The organism is Glycomyces paridis, from assembly GCF_004912155.1.
Lineage (GTDB): Bacteria > Actinomycetota > Actinomycetes > Mycobacteriales > Micromonosporaceae > Glycomyces > Glycomyces paridis.
In genome coordinates, this window is sequence record NZ_STGX01000020.1 from 96,498 (window position 1) to 113,267 (window position 16,770).

A 16,770-nucleotide genomic window follows, 5' to 3' on the forward strand; every position below is an offset into this window, starting at 1 on the left:
TCCTTGCGCGTGCTCCCGGCCCTGACCTCGCTGCTGCTCGCGGCGGCCCTCGCCGGTTGCGGCGGCGACGTCGACGACCTGCTGCGCCCGCGGCCGACCGGCTGCTACTTCGGCGGCGGCGAGGAGCCGGTGCACCTGACGGCCGAGCAGACCGCGAACGCGGCCACGATCGCGGCGGTCGGGATGCGCGACGGCATGGACGAGCGGGCGGTGGCCGTGGCGATCACCACGGCCATGCAGGAGTCCGAACTCGTCAACGTCGACTACGGGCACCACGACTCGCTGGGCCTGTTCCAGCAGCGCCCGAGCATGGGCTGGGGCACCGAGGAGGAGCTCCTCGACCCCGTCTACGCCTCTTTCAAGTTCTACGAGAAGCTCGACCGCACCGACGGGTGGCGGGACATGACGCTCGCCGAGGCCGCGCAGGCGGTCCAGATCAGCGCCTACCCCGAGCTGTACGAGCAGTGGGAGGACGACGCGGTGGTGATCGCCGCGGTCCTCGCCGGCGGCGAGGAGTCGGGCCTGCGGTGCGTCTCCGGCAGCGCCGACGAGGCCGCCGAGCCGGCGTCCCTGGCCGAGGCGTACGCGTACCAGTGGGGCATCGAGGCGACCAGCGTCGATGAGACGACCGTGGTGATCGGCCCGTACGAGGCGGTGCCGGGCTGGAACCGCGCGGCCTGGGCGGTCGCGCGGTCCTACGACCACGGCATCGAGAGCGTCGCCTACGACGGACTCGTATGGACCCCAGGCGAAGACGGCTGGGTAGAGCCCCAGAGCGAGGACGGCGAGAACGTCGCCGCGACCGAGGACCTCGACCCCGGGACCATCGTCGTCACCTTCGCCTCGGAGGCGTAGAGGACCGCATTCGCTTCAGGCGCAAGGGCATCCGCCACTAGGGGCCCTTGCGCCGCTCTGTTCCCTGCACGTCTTCGGACGGCCGATCCGCCTCAGGCGCACCAGTGTTCGGCCCCGGTTCACCGCCGTGACCTCCGCTGGACCCGGCGCATCAACGCTCGCTTGCTGGGCTGTACGGGTCAAACCCGCGCAACCCCCATCAAATCGAGGTCCACATGCGCCTTTCGCGCCGTATCCTGCTCACCTCCTCCGCCGTCGGCGCCGCGACCGCGGTCCCCGCCGCGGCCTGGGCCGAGACCCGGATCCACCCAGCCCTCCGCTCCGACCCCTTCACCCTCGGCGTCGCCTCCGGCGACCCCGAGCCCGACGGCGTGGTCCTGTGGACCCGCCTGGCGATCGACCCGCTGGCCGAGGACGGTTTCGGCGGCATCCCCGACGGCTCCTACGACGTCACATGGGAAGTGGCGAAGGACGAGCGGTTCCGCCGCCGCGTCGCCTCCGGCCGCGCCGAGACCGCCGCCGCCATCGGCTACAGCGTCCACATCGAAGTCGACGGCCTCGAATCGGGCCGCGAGTACTACTACCGCTTCAAGACCGGGCGCTGGACCTCCCCGACCGGCCGCACCCTCACCGCCCCCTCCCGCCGGTCCATGCCCGCCGAGCTGCGCATGGCCTTCGCCTCCTGCTCCCAGTACGAGCACGGCTACTTCACCGCCTACCGCCACCTCGCCGAATCCCGCCCCGACCTCGTCCTGCACCTGGGCGACTACCAGTACGAGTACAAGGCCGGCGTGTACAACTCCCCCGACGGGAACGTGCGCGACCACGAAGGGCCCGAGACGGTCTCGCTCGCGACCTACCGCCAGCGCCACGCCCAGTACAAGGCCGACGCCGACCTCCAGGCCGCGCACCTGGTCGCGCCGTGGCTGGTCGTGTGGGACGACCACGAGACGGAGAACAACTGGGCCGACGAGGTCCCCGAGTCCGGATCGGACACCCCTGTCCGCGAGGACTTCCTGGTCCGCCGGGCCGCGGCCTTCCAGGCGTACTGGGAGAACATGCCGCTGCGGCGCAGCTCGGTGCCCGAGGGCATCGACATGCAGCTGTACCGGCGCGTCCAGTGGGGCCGCCTGGCGAACTTCCACATGCTCGACACCCGCCAGTACCGCGACGACCAGGCCTGCGGCGACGGCACGAAGACCGACTGCGCCGAGGCGTGGGACGAGTCGCGCACCATCACCGGTGCGGCGCAAGAGGAGTGGCTCATCGACGGGTTCCACGACTCCCGCGCCCGCTGGGACGTGATCGGCCAGCAGGTGTTCTTCACGCAGCGCGACGCCGACGCCGGCGGGCCGCTGCGCACCAGCATGGACGGCTGGGACGGCTACGCGGCCTCCCGGCAGCGCATCATCGACGGCTGGGTCGAGGCCGAGGTCCGCAACCCGGTGGTGCTCACCGGCGACGTGCACACCCACTGGGCCGGCGAGATCCTCCCGGACTTCCCCGCGGCGCAGGGCGCCTCGGTCGGCGTCGAGCTCGTCGCCACCTCGATCACCTCGGGCGGCAACGGGGCCGACTCGGTGCCCGAGGACAACGCGGCCCTGAAGATCAACCCGCACATCAAGTTCCGCAACGCCCAGCGCGGCTACGTCGAGACGGTGATCACCGCCGAGCAGATGGACGTCAAGTTCCAGGTGGTGCCGCAGGTGACCGTGCCCGGCGCGCCGGTGTACACGCGCCGGTCGTACACGATCGCCGACCGCGACCGGACCCTCCACCAGACCTACGACCGCCCGGTCGACGCGGCGACCGCCTCGACGGACGACCGGGTCTTCGCCGACTCGGACGAGAACGTCGACGACACCCTGAACTAGGTTCGGGGAAAGGGGGCGGGGTGCGCCCCGCCCCCTTTGCCGCGCACCGCATTCGCACCTATTCCCCTATTGCGCGGATTGGTCGCTCCCCCACCGCATTCGCACGGAAACGCCGAACCCCCGAAGTCGCATGCGAGGGCTACAGTGATCGGTGATAGTGCACCCGTCCCTATGCCCGGAGCAGCGAATATGACGTACCAACCGCAATCGCCCGAACCGAATCCGTACGGCGCGAACCAAGGCCCGACCGGTCCCGGACCGCAGCCGGGCGCCCCCTCCGACTTCGCGACCGAATGGGGCCTCAAAGAGCACCCCGGCCGCCCCAAGAAGGTCAATCAGTTCACGCAATTGCTGTGGGCGTACGCCGCCGCGACGGTCCTCATCCTCGTGTTCGCGATCATCGCCTCGGCGACCGCGCCGTGGTGGTACGGCACCGGCTTCATCGTCGGCGGCTCGGTCTTCGGCCTCATCACGGGGGCCTTCGCGGTCGCCGTCGCCTATGTCGTCACCAAGGACAAGCTCGGCGGCTTCGGCGCGGCCGACCCGCGCACGCCCCTGTACATCGCCCTCGGCATCCTCGGCTTCTTCTCGCTGGGCGGTTTCGCGGGCGGCTGGACCATCGGCTGGTTCGCGGCGCTGGGCTCCCTGCTCGCGCTCGCGAAGCTCGCTGCGGTCGGCATCGGTTTCTACCTGCTGACCCAGCCCGAGGTCGAGCACTGGCTGAAGTCGCGCCCCGGCAACCAGCCGAAGCCCCCGACCGGGCCGCAGGGCTACGCCCAGCAGCAGCCGCCCCAGGGCTACCCGCAGCAGCCCCCGGCCCCCGGTTACCCCCAGCAGCCGCCGGTCCAGGGCTACCAGCAGCCTCCGGCCCCCGGCCAGCCGCCGGTCCAGTAAGGCCTGCAAGCGAAAGCGAGGGGGACGGCACCGAACGGTGCCGTCCCCCTCGTCGTCTCTACTGGTCCTCGTCTGCGCTAGTCCTCGTCCGTGCGCAGCGCGGCGATGAACGCCTCCTGCGGGACCTCGACGCGGCCGATGTTCTTCATGCGCTTCTTGCCCTCCTTCTGCTTCTCCAGCAGCTTGCGCTTGCGGGAGATGTCGCCGCCGTAGCACTTGGCGAGGACGTCCTTGCGGAGGGCGCGGATGGTCTCGCGGGCGATGATGCGGCTGCCGATGGCGGCCTGGATGGGCACCTCGAACTGCTGGCGCGGGATGAGCTTCTTGAGGCGCTCGGACAGGCGCACCCCGTAGGCGTAGGCCTGGTCCTTGTGGACGATCGCCGCGAAGGCGTCGACCTTCTCGCCCTGGAGCAGGATGTCGACCTTCACGAGGTCGGACTGCTGGGAGCCGTCGATATCGTAGTCGAGCGAGGCGTAGCCCTTGGTGCGGGACTTGAGGTGGTCGAAGAAGTCGAAGACGATCTCGGCCAGCGGCATGGTGTAGCGGATCTCGACGCGGTCGGTCGAGAGGTAGTCCATGCCGATCTGCACGCCGCGCTTGGTCTGGCACAGCTCCATGACCGTGCCGATGTACTCGGTCGGGGTCAGGATGGTGGCCTTGACGACCGGCTCGGTGATCGAGTGGATCTTGCCCTCGGGGAACTCCGAGGGGTTGGTGACCTCGATCTCCTCGCCGTCCTCCTTGACGACCTGGTACACCACGTTCGGCGCGGTCGAGATGAGGTCGAGGTTGAACTCGCGTTCGAGTCGCTCCTGGATGATCTCCAGGTGCAGCAGGCCGAGGAAGCCGACGCGGAAGCCGAAGCCGAGTGCGGCCGAGGTCTCGGGCTCGTACTGGAGCGCGGCGTCGTTGAGCTGCAACTTGTCGAGCGCTTCGCGCAGGTTCCCGTAGTCGGAGCCGTCGATCGGGTAGAGCCCGGAGAAGACCATGGGCTTGGCGATCGTGTAGCCCGGCAGCGCCTCGGTGGCGGGGTTCTTGTTGAGCGTGACGGTGTCGCCGACCTTCGACTGGCGCACGTCCTTCACGCCGGTGATGAGGTAGCCGACCTCGCCGACGCCGAGGGCCTTGGAAACCACCGGTTCGGGGCTGATGACGCCGATCTCCAGCAGCTCGTGGTCGGCGCGGGTGGACATCATGCGGATGCGGTCGCGGGCGCTGAGCTTGCCGTCGATGACGCGGATGTAGGTGACGACGCCGCGGTACACGTCGTAGACGGAGTCGAAGATGAGCGCGCGGGCGGGCGCGTCGGCGTCGCCGGTGGGGGCCGGGATCTGGGCCACGACGGCGTCGAGCAGCTCGGCGACGCCCGCACCGGTCTTGCCGGAGACGCGGAAGACGTCCTCGGGCTCGCAGCCGATGAGGTTCGCGATCTCCTCGGCGTAGCGGTCGGGGTCGGCCGAGGGGAGGTCGATCTTGTTGAGCACCGGGATGATGGTGAGGTCGTTGGCCATCGCCAGGTAGAGGTTCGCGAGCGTCTGCGCCTCGATGCCCTGTGCGGCGTCGACCAGGAGGATCGCGCCCTCGCAGGCGGCGAGCGACCGGGACACCTCGTAGGTGAAGTCGACGTGCCCGGGGGTGTCGATCATGTTGAGCACGAAGCCCTCGCCCTCGGACTCGCCGGAGCGGACCGTCCAGGGCATCCGGACGGCCTGAGACTTCACGGTGATGCCGCGCTCCCGCTCGATGTCCATCCGGTCGAGGTACTGCGCGCGCATCTGGCGGGCGTCGACGACCTCGGTGATCTGCAACATGCGGTCGGCCAGGGTGGACTTGCCGTGGTCGATGTGCGCGATGATGCAGAAGTTCCGGATGGTGTCCGGAGCGGTCGAGCCTGGCGCGTTGGTCACTGTGACCTTCCCTCTCGGCGGCGCTTGCGGGCCGTGGATGTGCCCCGTTCGGACGGGGTGGCTTGACAATTCTGCCTTACGGCCCCGAGGCACCCCGCACACCCAGCGGGAAAAGGCGTCCCGCTCACCACCGCCCGACGGCCCTCGGCCCCGGCCCGCTCGCGCGGGCCGGGGCCGAGGCCGGTCTCAGGTCGCCTACGCGGCGACCGGCACCGCCACCTGGGGCTCGGGCTGCACGGCCTTCACCTTCGAACGCACCGCGCCGATCGTGAACAGCACCACACCGAGCGCCGTCCAGGCCGCGAGCACCCACACGGCGGTCGCGCCGCCGTGCCCGTCGAAGTACGCGGCCGAGCGCAGCAGCGTCCCGCCCGCGCCCGGGGCCAGGTACTGCCCGAACTCGCCCCACGGCGCGGGGAGCATCTCCGGCGAGCTCGCCATGCCCGAGAGCGGGTTGCCGACGAGCATCACGATGACGGCGCCCACGATCACCCCGGCGCGGCCGAGGAGCTTCACGAGCCCGAGGATCAGCCACCCGGTGGCGGCCATCGCCAGCGCCAGCGCGCCGGCCACCGGCAGGTAGTCGCCGCCGATGGATTCGAGGACGTACAGCATGATCGCCGCAACGCCCGCGCCCACCGCGAGCGGGGCGAGGATCGCGGCCGCGATCTGGCGACCGGTGCCGCGCACGTTGAAGCCGATGAGCGCGGCGATCATGATGCCGCCGGCGGCGAGCGGCAGGGCGGAGGCGGCGAGTCCGGCGCCGTTCGGGTCGTCGGCGGGCAGCGCCACGAGGTCTTCGACGGTGACGGGGACGCCGCCCATCTGGGCCGCGACGCCGTCGGCGATGCCGACGACCAGGCGCGAGACCACCGGGGAGGCGGCCGAGGCGGTGTAGACGGTGATGCCGTCGGGTGCGATGGCGAAGGCGGCGTAGACCTCGCGCTCCTCGATGAGGGTCGCGGCCTCGTCGGCGTCGGCCGCCGCGGTCACGTCGAAGCCGTCGGGTTCGGCCTGGTCGAGTTGGGCCTGGACCTGGTCGGCGGCCGAGTCGGGGGCGACGACGGCGATGGGGACCTCGTGCGGGCCCATCCCGGTCGAGGGCCAGGCGAATGCGAGAGTGAGGACGCCGACGATGAGCGCGAGACCGGCGCTGAGCGCGATCACCCGTCCGATCGGGGTGCGCTCGGGGGTGGAGGTTTCCATGATGGTTTCCAATCATCGTTAAGATACGGCTCGTATCTTGCTAGGCTCAACGTAACATAAGAAACGATCCGTATCCAGAGGGAGTCCGGTGAAGCGCAGGACAGCGTCCAGACGCCGCGGTGAAGAGCTCGAACAGGCGATCCTCGACGCCGTGTGGGCGGAGTTCAGCGAGGTCGGCTTCGCGAAGCTCACGATGGAGGGCGTCGCGAAGCGAGCCGGCACGAGCAAGCCGGTGCTGTATCGGCGCTGGTCGAGCCGGGTGGAGATGCTCATCTCATGCATCGCGAGCCGCATCCCGAAGGCGGACGCCGTCCCGGACACCGGGAGCCTGCGCGGCGACATGGTCGCGTTGCTCACCGTGGCGAGAGAGCGCATGACCCTGATCGGCCAGACCGCGATGCTCGGCATGCTGGCCGAGGTCAGCAAGGACCCAGACGTGCGGGAGGTCCTGCTCGGCGGGCTCGCGAGCGAACTGGTCAACCTGCTGTACCAGGTGGTGTACCGGCGCGCGATCGACCGCGGCGAACTCGCCGAGGAGCACCTCACCCCGCGCCTCCTCAGACTCCCGACCGACTTGGGGCGCAGCGAGTTCCTGCTGTTCGGCACCATCTCGGACGAGGCGATCGACAGCATCGTCGACGAGGTGATCCTGCCCGCGCTCCGCGCCCGCGGCGCGGCCGTGTGAGGGCCCCGGGGTAACGTGCGCGACAGCGGGTGACCGGCGTGCGAACCGGCCCTTCGACCTGGTGTAATCTGGCTCGCGGTCATGCTCCCAGGGCGTGTGCGATGCTCGGCTCCTGGTAACGTTGACAGGCGCTCGGAGTGCCCTCTGCCTCCGACGCGATCAATTAAGGAACCAAGCAATCACGAAACTGAGGCTTCACGCGTGGCGAACATTAAGTCCAAGGAAAAGCGCATTCTGACGAACGAGAAGCGCCGGATCCGCAACAAGTCTGTGAAGTCGTCGCTGAAGACCGCCGTCCGGAAGTTCCGTGAGGCGTCTGCCACCGGCGACGTCACCGCTGCCGAGACGCACCTGCGCGCCGCCAGCCGTGAGCTGGACAAGGCCGCCACCAAGGGCGTCATCCACAAGAACCAGGCCGCGCAGCGCAAGTCCAAGCTCGCCGCGGCTTACAACAAGCTGTCCGCGGCCGCGTAAGCGCAGCCTGCGAGGAGCACAAGCTTCAGAAGGCCCGGGGGCGACGCCCCCGGGCCTTCGGCGTTCCCCGCGGCGGTTCAGCCGCGGTCGTGCGCGCCCGCGATGACGTCGTTGATCTTCACCATGGCCGCCACCGCGAGCGGCAGGACGAGCACCACCAGCCACGGCACCAGTTCGGTCAGCGCCATGAGGACGGCCAGCGCCACGGACCCCTCGAACAGGACCACGCACCAGACGTGGGAGAGGTGCAGGTGCTTGAGCCGCAGGGTCCTGGCGTACCAGGGGCGGCGCAGCCGGGCCACTCGTCCGTGGCGGTACTCAGACACGACCGGACCTTCCTGAAGCGCTCAACCGGGTGATTTCGAGGACCGCGTGTTCGAGGGCCCAGCCGCGGTCGTCCGCGCCGCCCTTGACCTCGCCGTTGAGGCGGGCGCAGACCCGCATCGCCTCGGCGAGGGCGTCGGCGGTCCAGTTGCGGGACTGCTTTCTCGCCTTCTCGATCTGCCAGGGGGCCATGCCGAGCTGCCCGGCGAGCTGCGCGGCGCCGCCGCGTTCGGCCGCGACCCGTGACAGGTTGCGGACGGCCATCGCGAGCGCGTCGGCGATCGGCACGGGGTCGACGCCGACCTGCATGGCCCAGCGCAGCGTCCCGAGGGCCTCCCCGGCGTCCCCGGCGATGGTGGCGTCGGCGACGGCGAAGCCGGAGACCTCGGCGCGGCCCGAGTAGTACTGGGCGACGCTCTCCTGGGTGATCTTCCCGTCGGTGTCGGCGACGAGCTGGGCGCACGCGGAGGCGAGTTCACGCAGGTCGGAGCCGACGGCCTGGATGATCGTGTCCGCGATCTCGGCGGAGGCCGACCGCGGCGAGGCCCCGGCGTCGCGGAGCTCGCCGCGCACGAACGCGACCCGGTCGGGCTGGCGCTTGATCTTGGAGACGCGCACGGTCTCGACGTCGAGCTTCTTGAGCCCTTCGGAGAGCGCCTTGCCCTTGTTGCCGCCGTTGTGGCAGACGGCGAGGTAGATGCCGGGCGCGGGCTGCGCGGCGTAGGCGAGGACCGCCGCCGCGGTGTCCTTGTCGACGTCCTGGCCCGTCTCCACGACGGCGACGACCGCGCCGCCGAACAGGGTCGGGCTGGTGAGCCCGGCGAGGGCGCCGGTGGTGAGGTCGGCGCCGCTGACGCGGTTGACGGCCGGCGCGGGATCGTGCTCGGGCATCTCGGCGCGGACCGCCTTGACGTACTCGGCGGCGGCGCGCTCGGCGAGGAATTCGTCGTCGCCCAGGATCAGGCGGATGGGTTGGAGTGCTGCCACCGGACCATCCTTTCATGCCGACCGCATCCCCACGGGTTTCGACCGGGCCATCGTCTCCCGCGCAACCCCCGATCGATGCCGCCCCGTACCGGACAGGTCCGAGCCGTCCGGAAACCAATCACCCAAAAGTGCGTCACAACCCGACCACGCACCGCCAACTGCCGAACCCCGCCGCGCCGGACTGTCGGCCCCGAGTCGCCCTTGTCTTCGGGGGCACTGTCATCGGGGCACTCGAAACCGCCACACCCGACTCCACCACGCCAAGCCCCGCCACACCCGATTCCGCCATACTCAAGCCCGGGGTCCGCACCACCCCACCCATGTCACACCCCCGCGCCACTCTTGAATCGGGGGGACCTGCGAACCGACACGCCCGACTCCGGGGGCCGGAGCCCGTCGACCTCTATCGGATCCCCGAGCCGCTCTTGTATCGGGGCTCGGAAACCGAAACTGCCTACCCCAGGGAGCCGGAACACATCGTCCCCTGCCGAACTCTCGCGCCGCCCCATTCCATTGGGCCCTCCAAACCGACACGCCCAATCCCGGGGGCCGGAGCCCCCTTGCCCCCTGTCGGAGCCTCCGGCGCACCCGCCTCCGCGCCCCCCCTCACGCTCCCGTCATCACCTCGAATCGGTCGCCGTTGCGCACCACCGTGATCCGCCCGTCCTCATCCGTCCGGAACACCAGCGCCCCGCGCTCCTCCAGCACCGCGAGCGGCCCCGGGTCCGGATGCCCGTACTCGTTGCCCGCGCCCACGCCAACAAGCGCCACTGCCGGGTCGGCCGCCTCCAAAAGCTCCCGCACCTGAAACGCCGACCCATGATGCGGCACCTTCAAGACGTCCACGTCCAGCGCCGCGCCACCCGCCAGCAGCGCCCGCTGTCCCTCCAGCTCCACGTCCCCGGTCAGCAGGACGCTCGTCCCCGCGACCTCGGCCCGCAGCGCCACCGAGTTATTGTTCGGGTCCGACCTGGTGCCGCTCAACGGCTCCGGAGGCGGCGCCAGCACCTCCAGCCGCGTCGCCCCGAACGCGAACACCTCCCCCGGCACCGCCGCAAGCACCGGCACCGCCCCGGCCGCCTCCTCCACGAGGTCGTACCCGTAGCGGGCCTCGCCCGGCGGCGGCGCGAGCACCGCGCCCACCTCGCGACCCTCCATCGCCCCACCGATACCGGCGGTGTGGTCGATGTGGAAGTGCGACAGCACCAGCAGCGCGATCCGCTCCACCCCGAGGTCGTCCAGGCACGCGTCGACCAGGGCCGGGTCGGGCCCCACGTCGACCACCACCACGTCCTCCCCCGCCGGCAGCACCAACGCGTCGCCCTGGCCCACATCGCACATGGTCACGACCCACCCGGACGGCGCGCCACCGGTCCACAGGCACGCGGGAACCGCTCCGACCGCGGCCGCGGCGAGCACCGCGAACACGGGCCGACGCAGACGCCGCGAATGCAGCGACCAGATCAGCACCGCGAGCGCCGCCCCCGAACCGAGACCCCACCACACCCCGCCCGGCAACGGCAGCATCGCACCGGGCACCTCGGCCCCCGTGCGCGCCAACCAGATCAGCCAACGCGTCGGAACCGCGGCCAACTGCGCCGCGACCTCTCCGGCCGGCACCCACACCGCCGCCGCGGCGGCCGCGCCCACCGAGAGCACCACCACCGGTGCGGCCACCAGCGCCGCCAGCAGGTTCACCGGCACCGACACGAGGCTCACCCCGCTCCCGAGCCCGACCAGCAGCGGCGTCACCGCCACCTGCGTCGCCATCGGGATCGTCACGGCCAGCGCCACCGCCTGCGGCCAGCCGCGGTGTTCGAGCGGCTTCGCCCACCGGAACGCCAAGAGCAGCAACCCGACGCAGGCCGCCACCGACAGCGCGAACCCCGCCTGCGCAGCCATGTCCGGGTCGGCGAGCACCAGCACGAGCACCGCCGTCGCCAAGGCGGGCATCGCCGCGCGCGGACGCCCGGCGGCCAGCGCCAGCAGCGTCATCCCCGCCATCACCGCCGCCCGCAGCACGCTCGGCTGCGGCCCGGCGACGACCACGATCGCCCCGGCCGCGACCGCGCCCGCGAGCACCCGCGCCCTGGGGCCTGCGCGGCAGGCCGTCGCCACCGCGAGCACGGCCCCGACGATGAGGCTCAGGTGGTAGCCCGAGACGACCACGAGGTGCACCAGCCCGGTCGCCTTGAAGTCGGCGGCCGTCTCGGCGTCCATCATGGAGGTGTCGCCGACCGCGAGCGCCGGGATCAACCCCGCCTCGGGTTGGGGAACGACCGCCACGGCGGCCGAGAGCCGTTCGCGCACATGGTCGGCGAACCGGTACGGCAGCGACGGCGGCCCTTCCGGTTCGGGCGGGCCGCGGGCGCTGACGATCGCGGCGGTGAGCCGCCCGGCATCGGCCTCGCGGAGCACGGCGGGCACCGCCAGGCGCTGCCCGGCGGTCGTCTCGGCCCATTCTTCGCCGCTGGCGACCAGGAGCACCTTCCAGTTCCCTTCGAGGGTCGCCCCGTCCGTGGTGAACGAGCGCAGTCTCGCGCTGGCGGTGACGAGGTCGGGCCGACGCGACGAGGCCTTCGGAACGCTCTGGAGCACCAGCTCCGCCTCCCCGTGGGCCTCGGCGGCAGTCATCGCCGCGAGCTCGGGATGGTCACGGGCCGCGACGTGCACGGCGGTGACCCCCGCGCCGAGCATCCCTCCGAACGCGACCGTGGCGGCGGCGGCGCCGAGGCCGCGCCGCCACCGCGAACCCGCCAGAGCCAGTGCGAGGCAGACGGCCGCAAGGGCGGCGCCGATCGCGGCCGTGCCGTACAGGACCGCGAGCCCGGCCGCCCACACCCCGGCGGCTGCGAGCGGCAGCCGCCGGTCGCGGCGGACCACTTCCGAAGGGGCGGGCCGAAGATGGAACTCGGCGCTCACGAGGCGCACCTCCTCTCCGGCCCGTTCACAGCGTCACCTGCTCGCGGAGCTGTTCGAGGAGGGCCGAGCCGATCCCGGACACGTCCGACAGCTCGTCGATCGAGGAGAAGCTGCCGTGCTCGTCACGGTAGGCGATGATCCGCTCGGCGAGCACCGGCCCGATGCCGTTGAGGGCGTCCAGTTCCGCGGGCCCGGCGACGTTGATGTTCGCCAGCCCGCCGGCGGCCGCGTCCCCTGCTGCGGGCGCCGCTCCCGAGGCCGCGGCGTCGGGCACGGCCACCAGGTCCCCGTCCGCGACCACGCGCGCAAGGTTGAGGAAGCCGGGGTCGGCGCCCTCGGCGAGCCCGCCGGCGGCCTCGATGGCGTCGGCGACCCGCGCGCCCGCCTCCAGCTCCACGATGCCCGGCTCGTTGACCGCCCCGGCCACCGAGACCACGATGGTCGCCGGAGCCGCGTCCGAGGCCTCCGGGGCCGCTGCGGGCACGGTCGCGGCCGGTTCCGAGTCGGGCCAGGACAGCACCGTCACCGACAACCCGACCGCCGCGACGACGACCGCGACGGCGAGCAGCACCCAGCGGTTCAGATGCGAAAGGCCCAAACGGGTCTGGAGCCGTTCGACCCGCTCCTCGAACCGTCGGGCGCGGCCCGCGTCGAGTTCGGGTTCGGGTCGGGCGTCCCCGGTGGCGGCGTCGACGGTCTCGTTACAGACCCGGTCGACATCGGAGTCGTTGAGTCGCATTCTGAGCCGCGCGGCGAGGGCGCCGTGCTCGGGTGGTTGATCGCGTTCCATACCGGGGACAACGAGCGGAGGACACGGCCGATACCCGCGAATTTTCGACCTGTGGACAACCCGGATCGACCCTGTGGACAACCGCGATCGGTGTGGACGAAGCCGCAGCGAGCGGTCATAATGCGGCCGAGCCGTCTCGACGCCGCATTCGCCGGGAACTTGCGATAAGCGCGCGGGCCTCACGTCGTCCGGCGGGTGATCACGCCGACCAGGCCCGGCCCGCAGTGCGCGCCCACGGCCGCGTCGACCTCCGTCACGTCCATGCGCTGCAACCGGTCCGCGAAGTGCTCGGCGAGCCATCCCGACAGGGCCTCCGCGCGCCGCTCCGCGCCGAGGTGGTGGACGGTCATCTCGACCTCGGCCCCGCCCGCGTCGGCCACCGCGAGCGCCGCGAGCCGCTGAAGCCCCCGGGTCGGTGTGCGCACCTTCTCGACCACGTCGATCCGGCCGTCGTCGATCCCGAGGATGGGCTTCACCGACAGCGCGGTGCCCACGATCGCGCGGGCCGCGCTGATCCTGCCGCCGCGCCGCAGGAACTCAAGGGTGTCGAGGTAGAAGTATGTGGTGGTCCGGCTGACCGTCTCCTGCGCGGCGGCGGCGACGGCGAACAGATCGGCGCCCTTCTCCGCGGCGACCGCGGCGGCGAGCGCCGGATAGCCGACCCCCATGCCCGCGTTCAGCGAGTCCACGACCGCGACGCGGCCCTCGAACCCGACCGCGGCGGCCTCGGCCGCGGCGACGGTCCCCGAGAGCCTGCCCGACAGGTGCACCGAGACGACGCCGCTGGCGCCCTCGTCCAGCAACCGCTGGTACGTGGCACGCAGCTCCTCGGGCGGCAGGCCCGACGTCGTCACCGACCGGCCCTCGCGCAGCGCCCGCAGGATGCCGTCACCGTCGATGTCCTCGCCCTCGCGGTACTCGGTGCCGCCGATCAGCACGGGGATGCCGAGCACCGTCAGGCCGCCGTGGGCGGCGCGCAGCGGTTCGGACAAAGCCGAGGTGGAATCGGTAACAACGACGACGGTCACGCCGCCACACTACCTAATCCGCGGATTCGGCGTCTTCCACCACGAACGGGGTGCCCTGCTGGCAGGTCGACATCATGCCCGCGTCGACCTGCCCGTGGAGCGTGACCTGCGCGCCCGCGTACACCACGGAGGCGTCGTAACTGCCGAAGATGCCGTACACGGTCCCGTCGTATTCGAGGACGAGGCAGCCGGACTCGATGCCGGACTCGACGGTCCCGGTGATGGTCGTCTGCGAGTCGGAACCGGACTTGGACGGCTCGCCGAGCGACGGGTCCAGGTACGGGGTGGTCTCCTCGGGCACGGGGCTCTCCTCCTCGGTGGTCTCCGGGACGGAGGCCGTCTCGGTCGTCTCGGCTCCGGTCTGCGTCTCGACGTCCCCTCCGGAGCCGTTCCCGCACGCGGCGAGTCCGACGAGGAGGAGCGCACCGGCGAGCAGACCGGTCGGGCCCGCGAGCCGCCTGGTGCGAAAAGTGTGCGTGTCCATGCCGGTTTGACGTCTCCGATCCCGGCGCGGTTGCACCTCGGTCGAAGCCTACGTCCCGCGCCGGGCCGCGTCTCGCAGCGGAGCCCAGTCCGGTCTCAAGACCGGGTCCCCACCGCTACCTGCTGGCCTGCTGGCCCTTCGCGAGCGGGCTCGCCCCGATCGTGTGCGCGGCGGGTACGCCCAGGTTGTACCCGAACAGGCGCCACTTGCCCGAACGCATCCGCCGCAGGTCCGCCCAGTGGGCGTTGTCCATGCCGGAGAGGCCGCTGGTCGGACCCTGCTCCCAGCCGAGGATGCCGCCGACGATCTGCCTCGCCGACCCGCCGTGGCAGACCACGATCGCGGTGCCCTCGGTCTCGGCCTCGACGATGTCCTTCACCGCGTCGGCGGTCCGCCGGTGCAGTTCCGCCCAGGTCTCGATCTCCGGGTGCTGCAACGGCTCCTGCGAACGCCAACGCCGGTGGTCCTCGGGGAACCGCTCGGCAATCTCGACGTGCGTCAGGCCCTCCCAGGGCCCGTACGCACGCTCGCGGAGCCGCTTGTCGAGCTCGATCTCGACACCGACCAGGTCTGCGACGGGCCGCGCCGTCTCGACCGCGCGGCGCAGGTCCGAGGAGAAGATCCGGACCGGCTCGTACGCGGCGAGCTCGGGGGCCGCCTCGGCGGCCTGGGCAAGGCCGGTCGCGTCGAGGTCGATGTCAGAGGAGCCCTGGATGCGACCGGCGATGTTCCACTCGGTCTGTCCGTGGCGGACGACCAGGAGGCGGTTCACCGCTCGTCCCCGTCCTGCGGCTCGGACACCTCGGATCGCTTCGCCCGCTCCACGTCGGCCAGATCCACGAACTCGATCTCGGGGCAGTCCTTCCACAGGCCGTCGAGCCCGTAGAAGTCGCGCGCCTCCTGGTGGAAGACGTGAACGACGATGTCGTTGTAGTCCAAGAGCACCCACTGCTCGCCGCCCTTGCCCTCACGGCGGAGGGGGCGCGTGTCGTGCTCCTTGATCAGACGCTCTTCGACCGCGTCGACGACCGCGTGGACCTGTCGCTCGTTCGAGGCCGACACGATCACGAAGACGTCGGTGAGCGCGATCTTCGAGGTGACGTCCCGGAGGTTGATGGCGAAGGCCTTCTTGTCAGCCGCCGCCTGTGCCGCGGAGGTGGCAAGGGTCTTGGCGGTTTCACTTGCGGTCACGAAGGCTCCTGACGACGAGGTTCCACCGGTGCTCCACCGGCTCAGCTCTAGTCTTACACGCTGGGTACGACGGAGCCCTCCCAGTTTCGCGCCCGGCGCTGTGCGCCGCGTCCCAACTCTCAAGCGGCGTAAAGGCCGTGCTCCTCGACGTACGCCGCCACCGCTTCGGGGACGAGGTACCGCAGCGGCTGGCCGTCCCGCACCCGCTGCCGGCACTCGGTCGAGGAGAGGTCCACGGCCGGCATGTCGATGTACTCGACCTGCGCCCCGAACGAGGTGTCGACCTCGCTGCGCGAATGACCGGGCCTGTTCAACGCGATGAAGCTGACCGCCTTGCACAGCTCCTCGACCCGGTGCCAGGTGTGGAGGTTCTCCAGCGAGTCCGCGCCGATGATGAAGTACAGCTCTACATCACCGTTGTACTCGCCCCGAACGTCGGCGACCGTGTCGACCGCATAGGTCGGGCCCTCGCGCTCGATGTCGCACACGCTGATCCGGAACAGCGGGTCCCCCGCCACGGCCAATGCCGTCATCGCAAGCCGCGCTTCGGCCTTCGTCACGTTCAGGTGGTGCTTCTGCCACGGGTCCCCCGCAGGCACGAAGACGACCTCGTCGAGCCCGCACTCGAAAGCCGCCTCACTCGCCGCCACCAGGTGGCCCAAGTGAGGTGGGTCGAAGGTCCCGCCGAATACTCCGACGCGACGAACAGGCAGGTCCGGCACAGGCCGAATCCTATCTCGCGAATTCGGACCAAGATCGTGAAGCGCTCAGAGCGCCAGGTCCCCACTCCGTATTCCAGGCATGCGAAAAGGCCCGACACTGTGTGTCGGGCCTTTCCCTCAGTTCATGTTTGGCGGTCTCCTGCTCTCCCACACCCTCTCGAGTGCAGTACCATCGGCGCTGGAAGCCGTAACGACCGGGTTCGGAATGGGACCGGGTGTGACACTTCCGCTTTCACCACCAAACAAACCTGTGGCAACAACCGTCTCGAAGACCCTGACGGGTCTGAGCGCATGTGTGTTGTCTCAGAATCGCATAGCGTGCGTGAATGTCTCGTCGTCCTACCCTCACTGTCCAGTGAGGTGGCGTCTTATAAAGAGGAGGTTATGTTAAGTTCTCGGCGGTTAGTACCCGTCCACTCCACAC

Annotated in this window: 15 protein-coding genes, 1 rRNA gene and 1 pseudogene; 5 read left to right on the plus strand and 12 right to left on the minus strand. The window is 70.8% G+C overall.

Annotation, left to right across the window (positions count from 1 at the left end):
- Positions 1-3 precede the first annotated feature (3 nt).
- From E9998_RS22190 to E9998_RS22200, 3 genes are all read left to right on the plus strand, one after another.
- Complete coding sequence (locus tag E9998_RS22190) at positions 4-855, plus strand: hypothetical protein (protein ID WP_136531884.1); 852 nt, start codon at positions 4-6, stop codon at positions 853-855.
- 215 nt (positions 856-1,070) lie between these two features.
- Complete coding sequence (locus E9998_RS22195) at positions 1,071-2,729, plus strand: alkaline phosphatase D family protein (protein WP_136531885.1); 1,659 nt, start codon at positions 1,071-1,073, stop codon at positions 2,727-2,729.
- 189 nt (positions 2,730-2,918) lie between these two features.
- Positions 2,919-3,623, plus strand: a complete 705-nt coding sequence (locus E9998_RS22200; protein WP_136531886.1) for a hypothetical protein — start codon at positions 2,919-2,921, stop codon at positions 3,621-3,623.
- Positions 3,624-3,700: 77 nt separating this feature from the next.
- Here E9998_RS22200 and lepA read toward each other — a convergent pair whose 3' ends face one another.
- Both lepA and E9998_RS22210 read right to left on the minus strand, forming a co-directional pair.
- Positions 3,701-5,533: a translation elongation factor 4 gene (lepA, locus tag E9998_RS22205; RefSeq protein WP_136531887.1), complete on the minus strand. Its 1,833-nt coding sequence runs from the start codon at positions 5,531-5,533 to the stop codon at positions 3,701-3,703.
- Positions 5,534-5,728: 195 nt separating this feature from the next.
- On the minus strand, positions 5,729-6,739 hold the full coding sequence (locus tag E9998_RS22210; protein WP_136531888.1) for a hypothetical protein: 1,011 nt from the start codon (positions 6,737-6,739) through the stop codon (positions 5,729-5,731).
- A gap of 88 nt (positions 6,740-6,827) precedes the next feature.
- On the opposite strand from E9998_RS22210, the gene E9998_RS22215 reads away from it, so the two are divergent.
- Positions 6,828-7,424 (plus strand): TetR/AcrR family transcriptional regulator, encoded by a 597-nt coding sequence (locus E9998_RS22215; protein WP_204745597.1) that lies wholly within the window; start codon positions 6,828-6,830, stop codon positions 7,422-7,424.
- Between the two features lie 201 nt (positions 7,425-7,625).
- On the plus strand, positions 7,626-7,898 hold the full coding sequence (gene rpsT, locus E9998_RS22220; RefSeq protein ID WP_030157089.1) for a 30S ribosomal protein S20: 273 nt from the start codon (positions 7,626-7,628) through the stop codon (positions 7,896-7,898).
- Positions 7,899-7,996: 98 nt separating this feature from the next.
- On the opposite strand, the pseudogene E9998_RS22225 reads toward rpsT, so the two are convergent.
- The 10 genes and pseudogenes from E9998_RS22225 to rrf form a co-directional block, all read right to left on the minus strand.
- Positions 7,997-8,224, minus strand: a pseudogene (locus E9998_RS22225) (hypothetical protein); the annotation flags it as partial.
- Complete coding sequence (gene holA, locus E9998_RS22230) at positions 8,217-9,209, minus strand: DNA polymerase III subunit delta (RefSeq protein WP_136531890.1); 993 nt, start codon at positions 9,207-9,209, stop codon at positions 8,217-8,219. The gene holA and the pseudogene E9998_RS22225, both read right to left, overlap by 8 nt.
- A 606-nt stretch (positions 9,210-9,815) precedes the next feature.
- Positions 9,816-11,906, minus strand: a complete 2,091-nt coding sequence (locus E9998_RS22235) for a ComEC/Rec2 family competence protein (RefSeq protein ID WP_158299939.1) — start codon at positions 11,904-11,906, stop codon at positions 9,816-9,818.
- A 250-nt stretch (positions 11,907-12,156) separates the two neighbouring features.
- Positions 12,157-12,921: a helix-hairpin-helix domain-containing protein gene (locus E9998_RS22240; protein ID WP_158299940.1), complete on the minus strand. Its 765-nt coding sequence runs from the start codon at positions 12,919-12,921 to the stop codon at positions 12,157-12,159.
- A gap of 179 nt (positions 12,922-13,100) precedes the next feature.
- Complete coding sequence (locus tag E9998_RS22245; RefSeq protein WP_136531893.1) at positions 13,101-13,949, minus strand: DegV family protein; 849 nt, start codon at positions 13,947-13,949, stop codon at positions 13,101-13,103.
- A gap of 13 nt (positions 13,950-13,962) precedes the next feature.
- Complete coding sequence (locus E9998_RS22250) at positions 13,963-14,433, minus strand: hypothetical protein (RefSeq protein WP_136531894.1); 471 nt, start codon at positions 14,431-14,433, stop codon at positions 13,963-13,965.
- Between the two features lie 115 nt (positions 14,434-14,548).
- On the minus strand, positions 14,549-15,205 hold the full coding sequence (locus E9998_RS22255) for a histidine phosphatase family protein (protein ID WP_158299941.1): 657 nt from the start codon (positions 15,203-15,205) through the stop codon (positions 14,549-14,551).
- Positions 15,202-15,624, minus strand: a complete 423-nt coding sequence (rsfS, locus tag E9998_RS22260; RefSeq protein WP_136531896.1) for a ribosome silencing factor — start codon at positions 15,622-15,624, stop codon at positions 15,202-15,204. Before rsfS ends, E9998_RS22255 begins: the two co-directional genes overlap by 4 nt.
- 119 nt (positions 15,625-15,743) lie before the next feature.
- On the minus strand, positions 15,744-16,337 hold the full coding sequence (nadD, locus tag E9998_RS22265) for a nicotinate-nucleotide adenylyltransferase (RefSeq protein WP_136531901.1): 594 nt from the start codon (positions 16,335-16,337) through the stop codon (positions 15,744-15,746).
- A 135-nt stretch (positions 16,338-16,472) separates the two neighbouring features.
- Positions 16,473-16,589, minus strand: a 5S ribosomal RNA gene (rrf, locus tag E9998_RS22270).
- Positions 16,590-16,770: the final 181 nt, after the last annotated feature.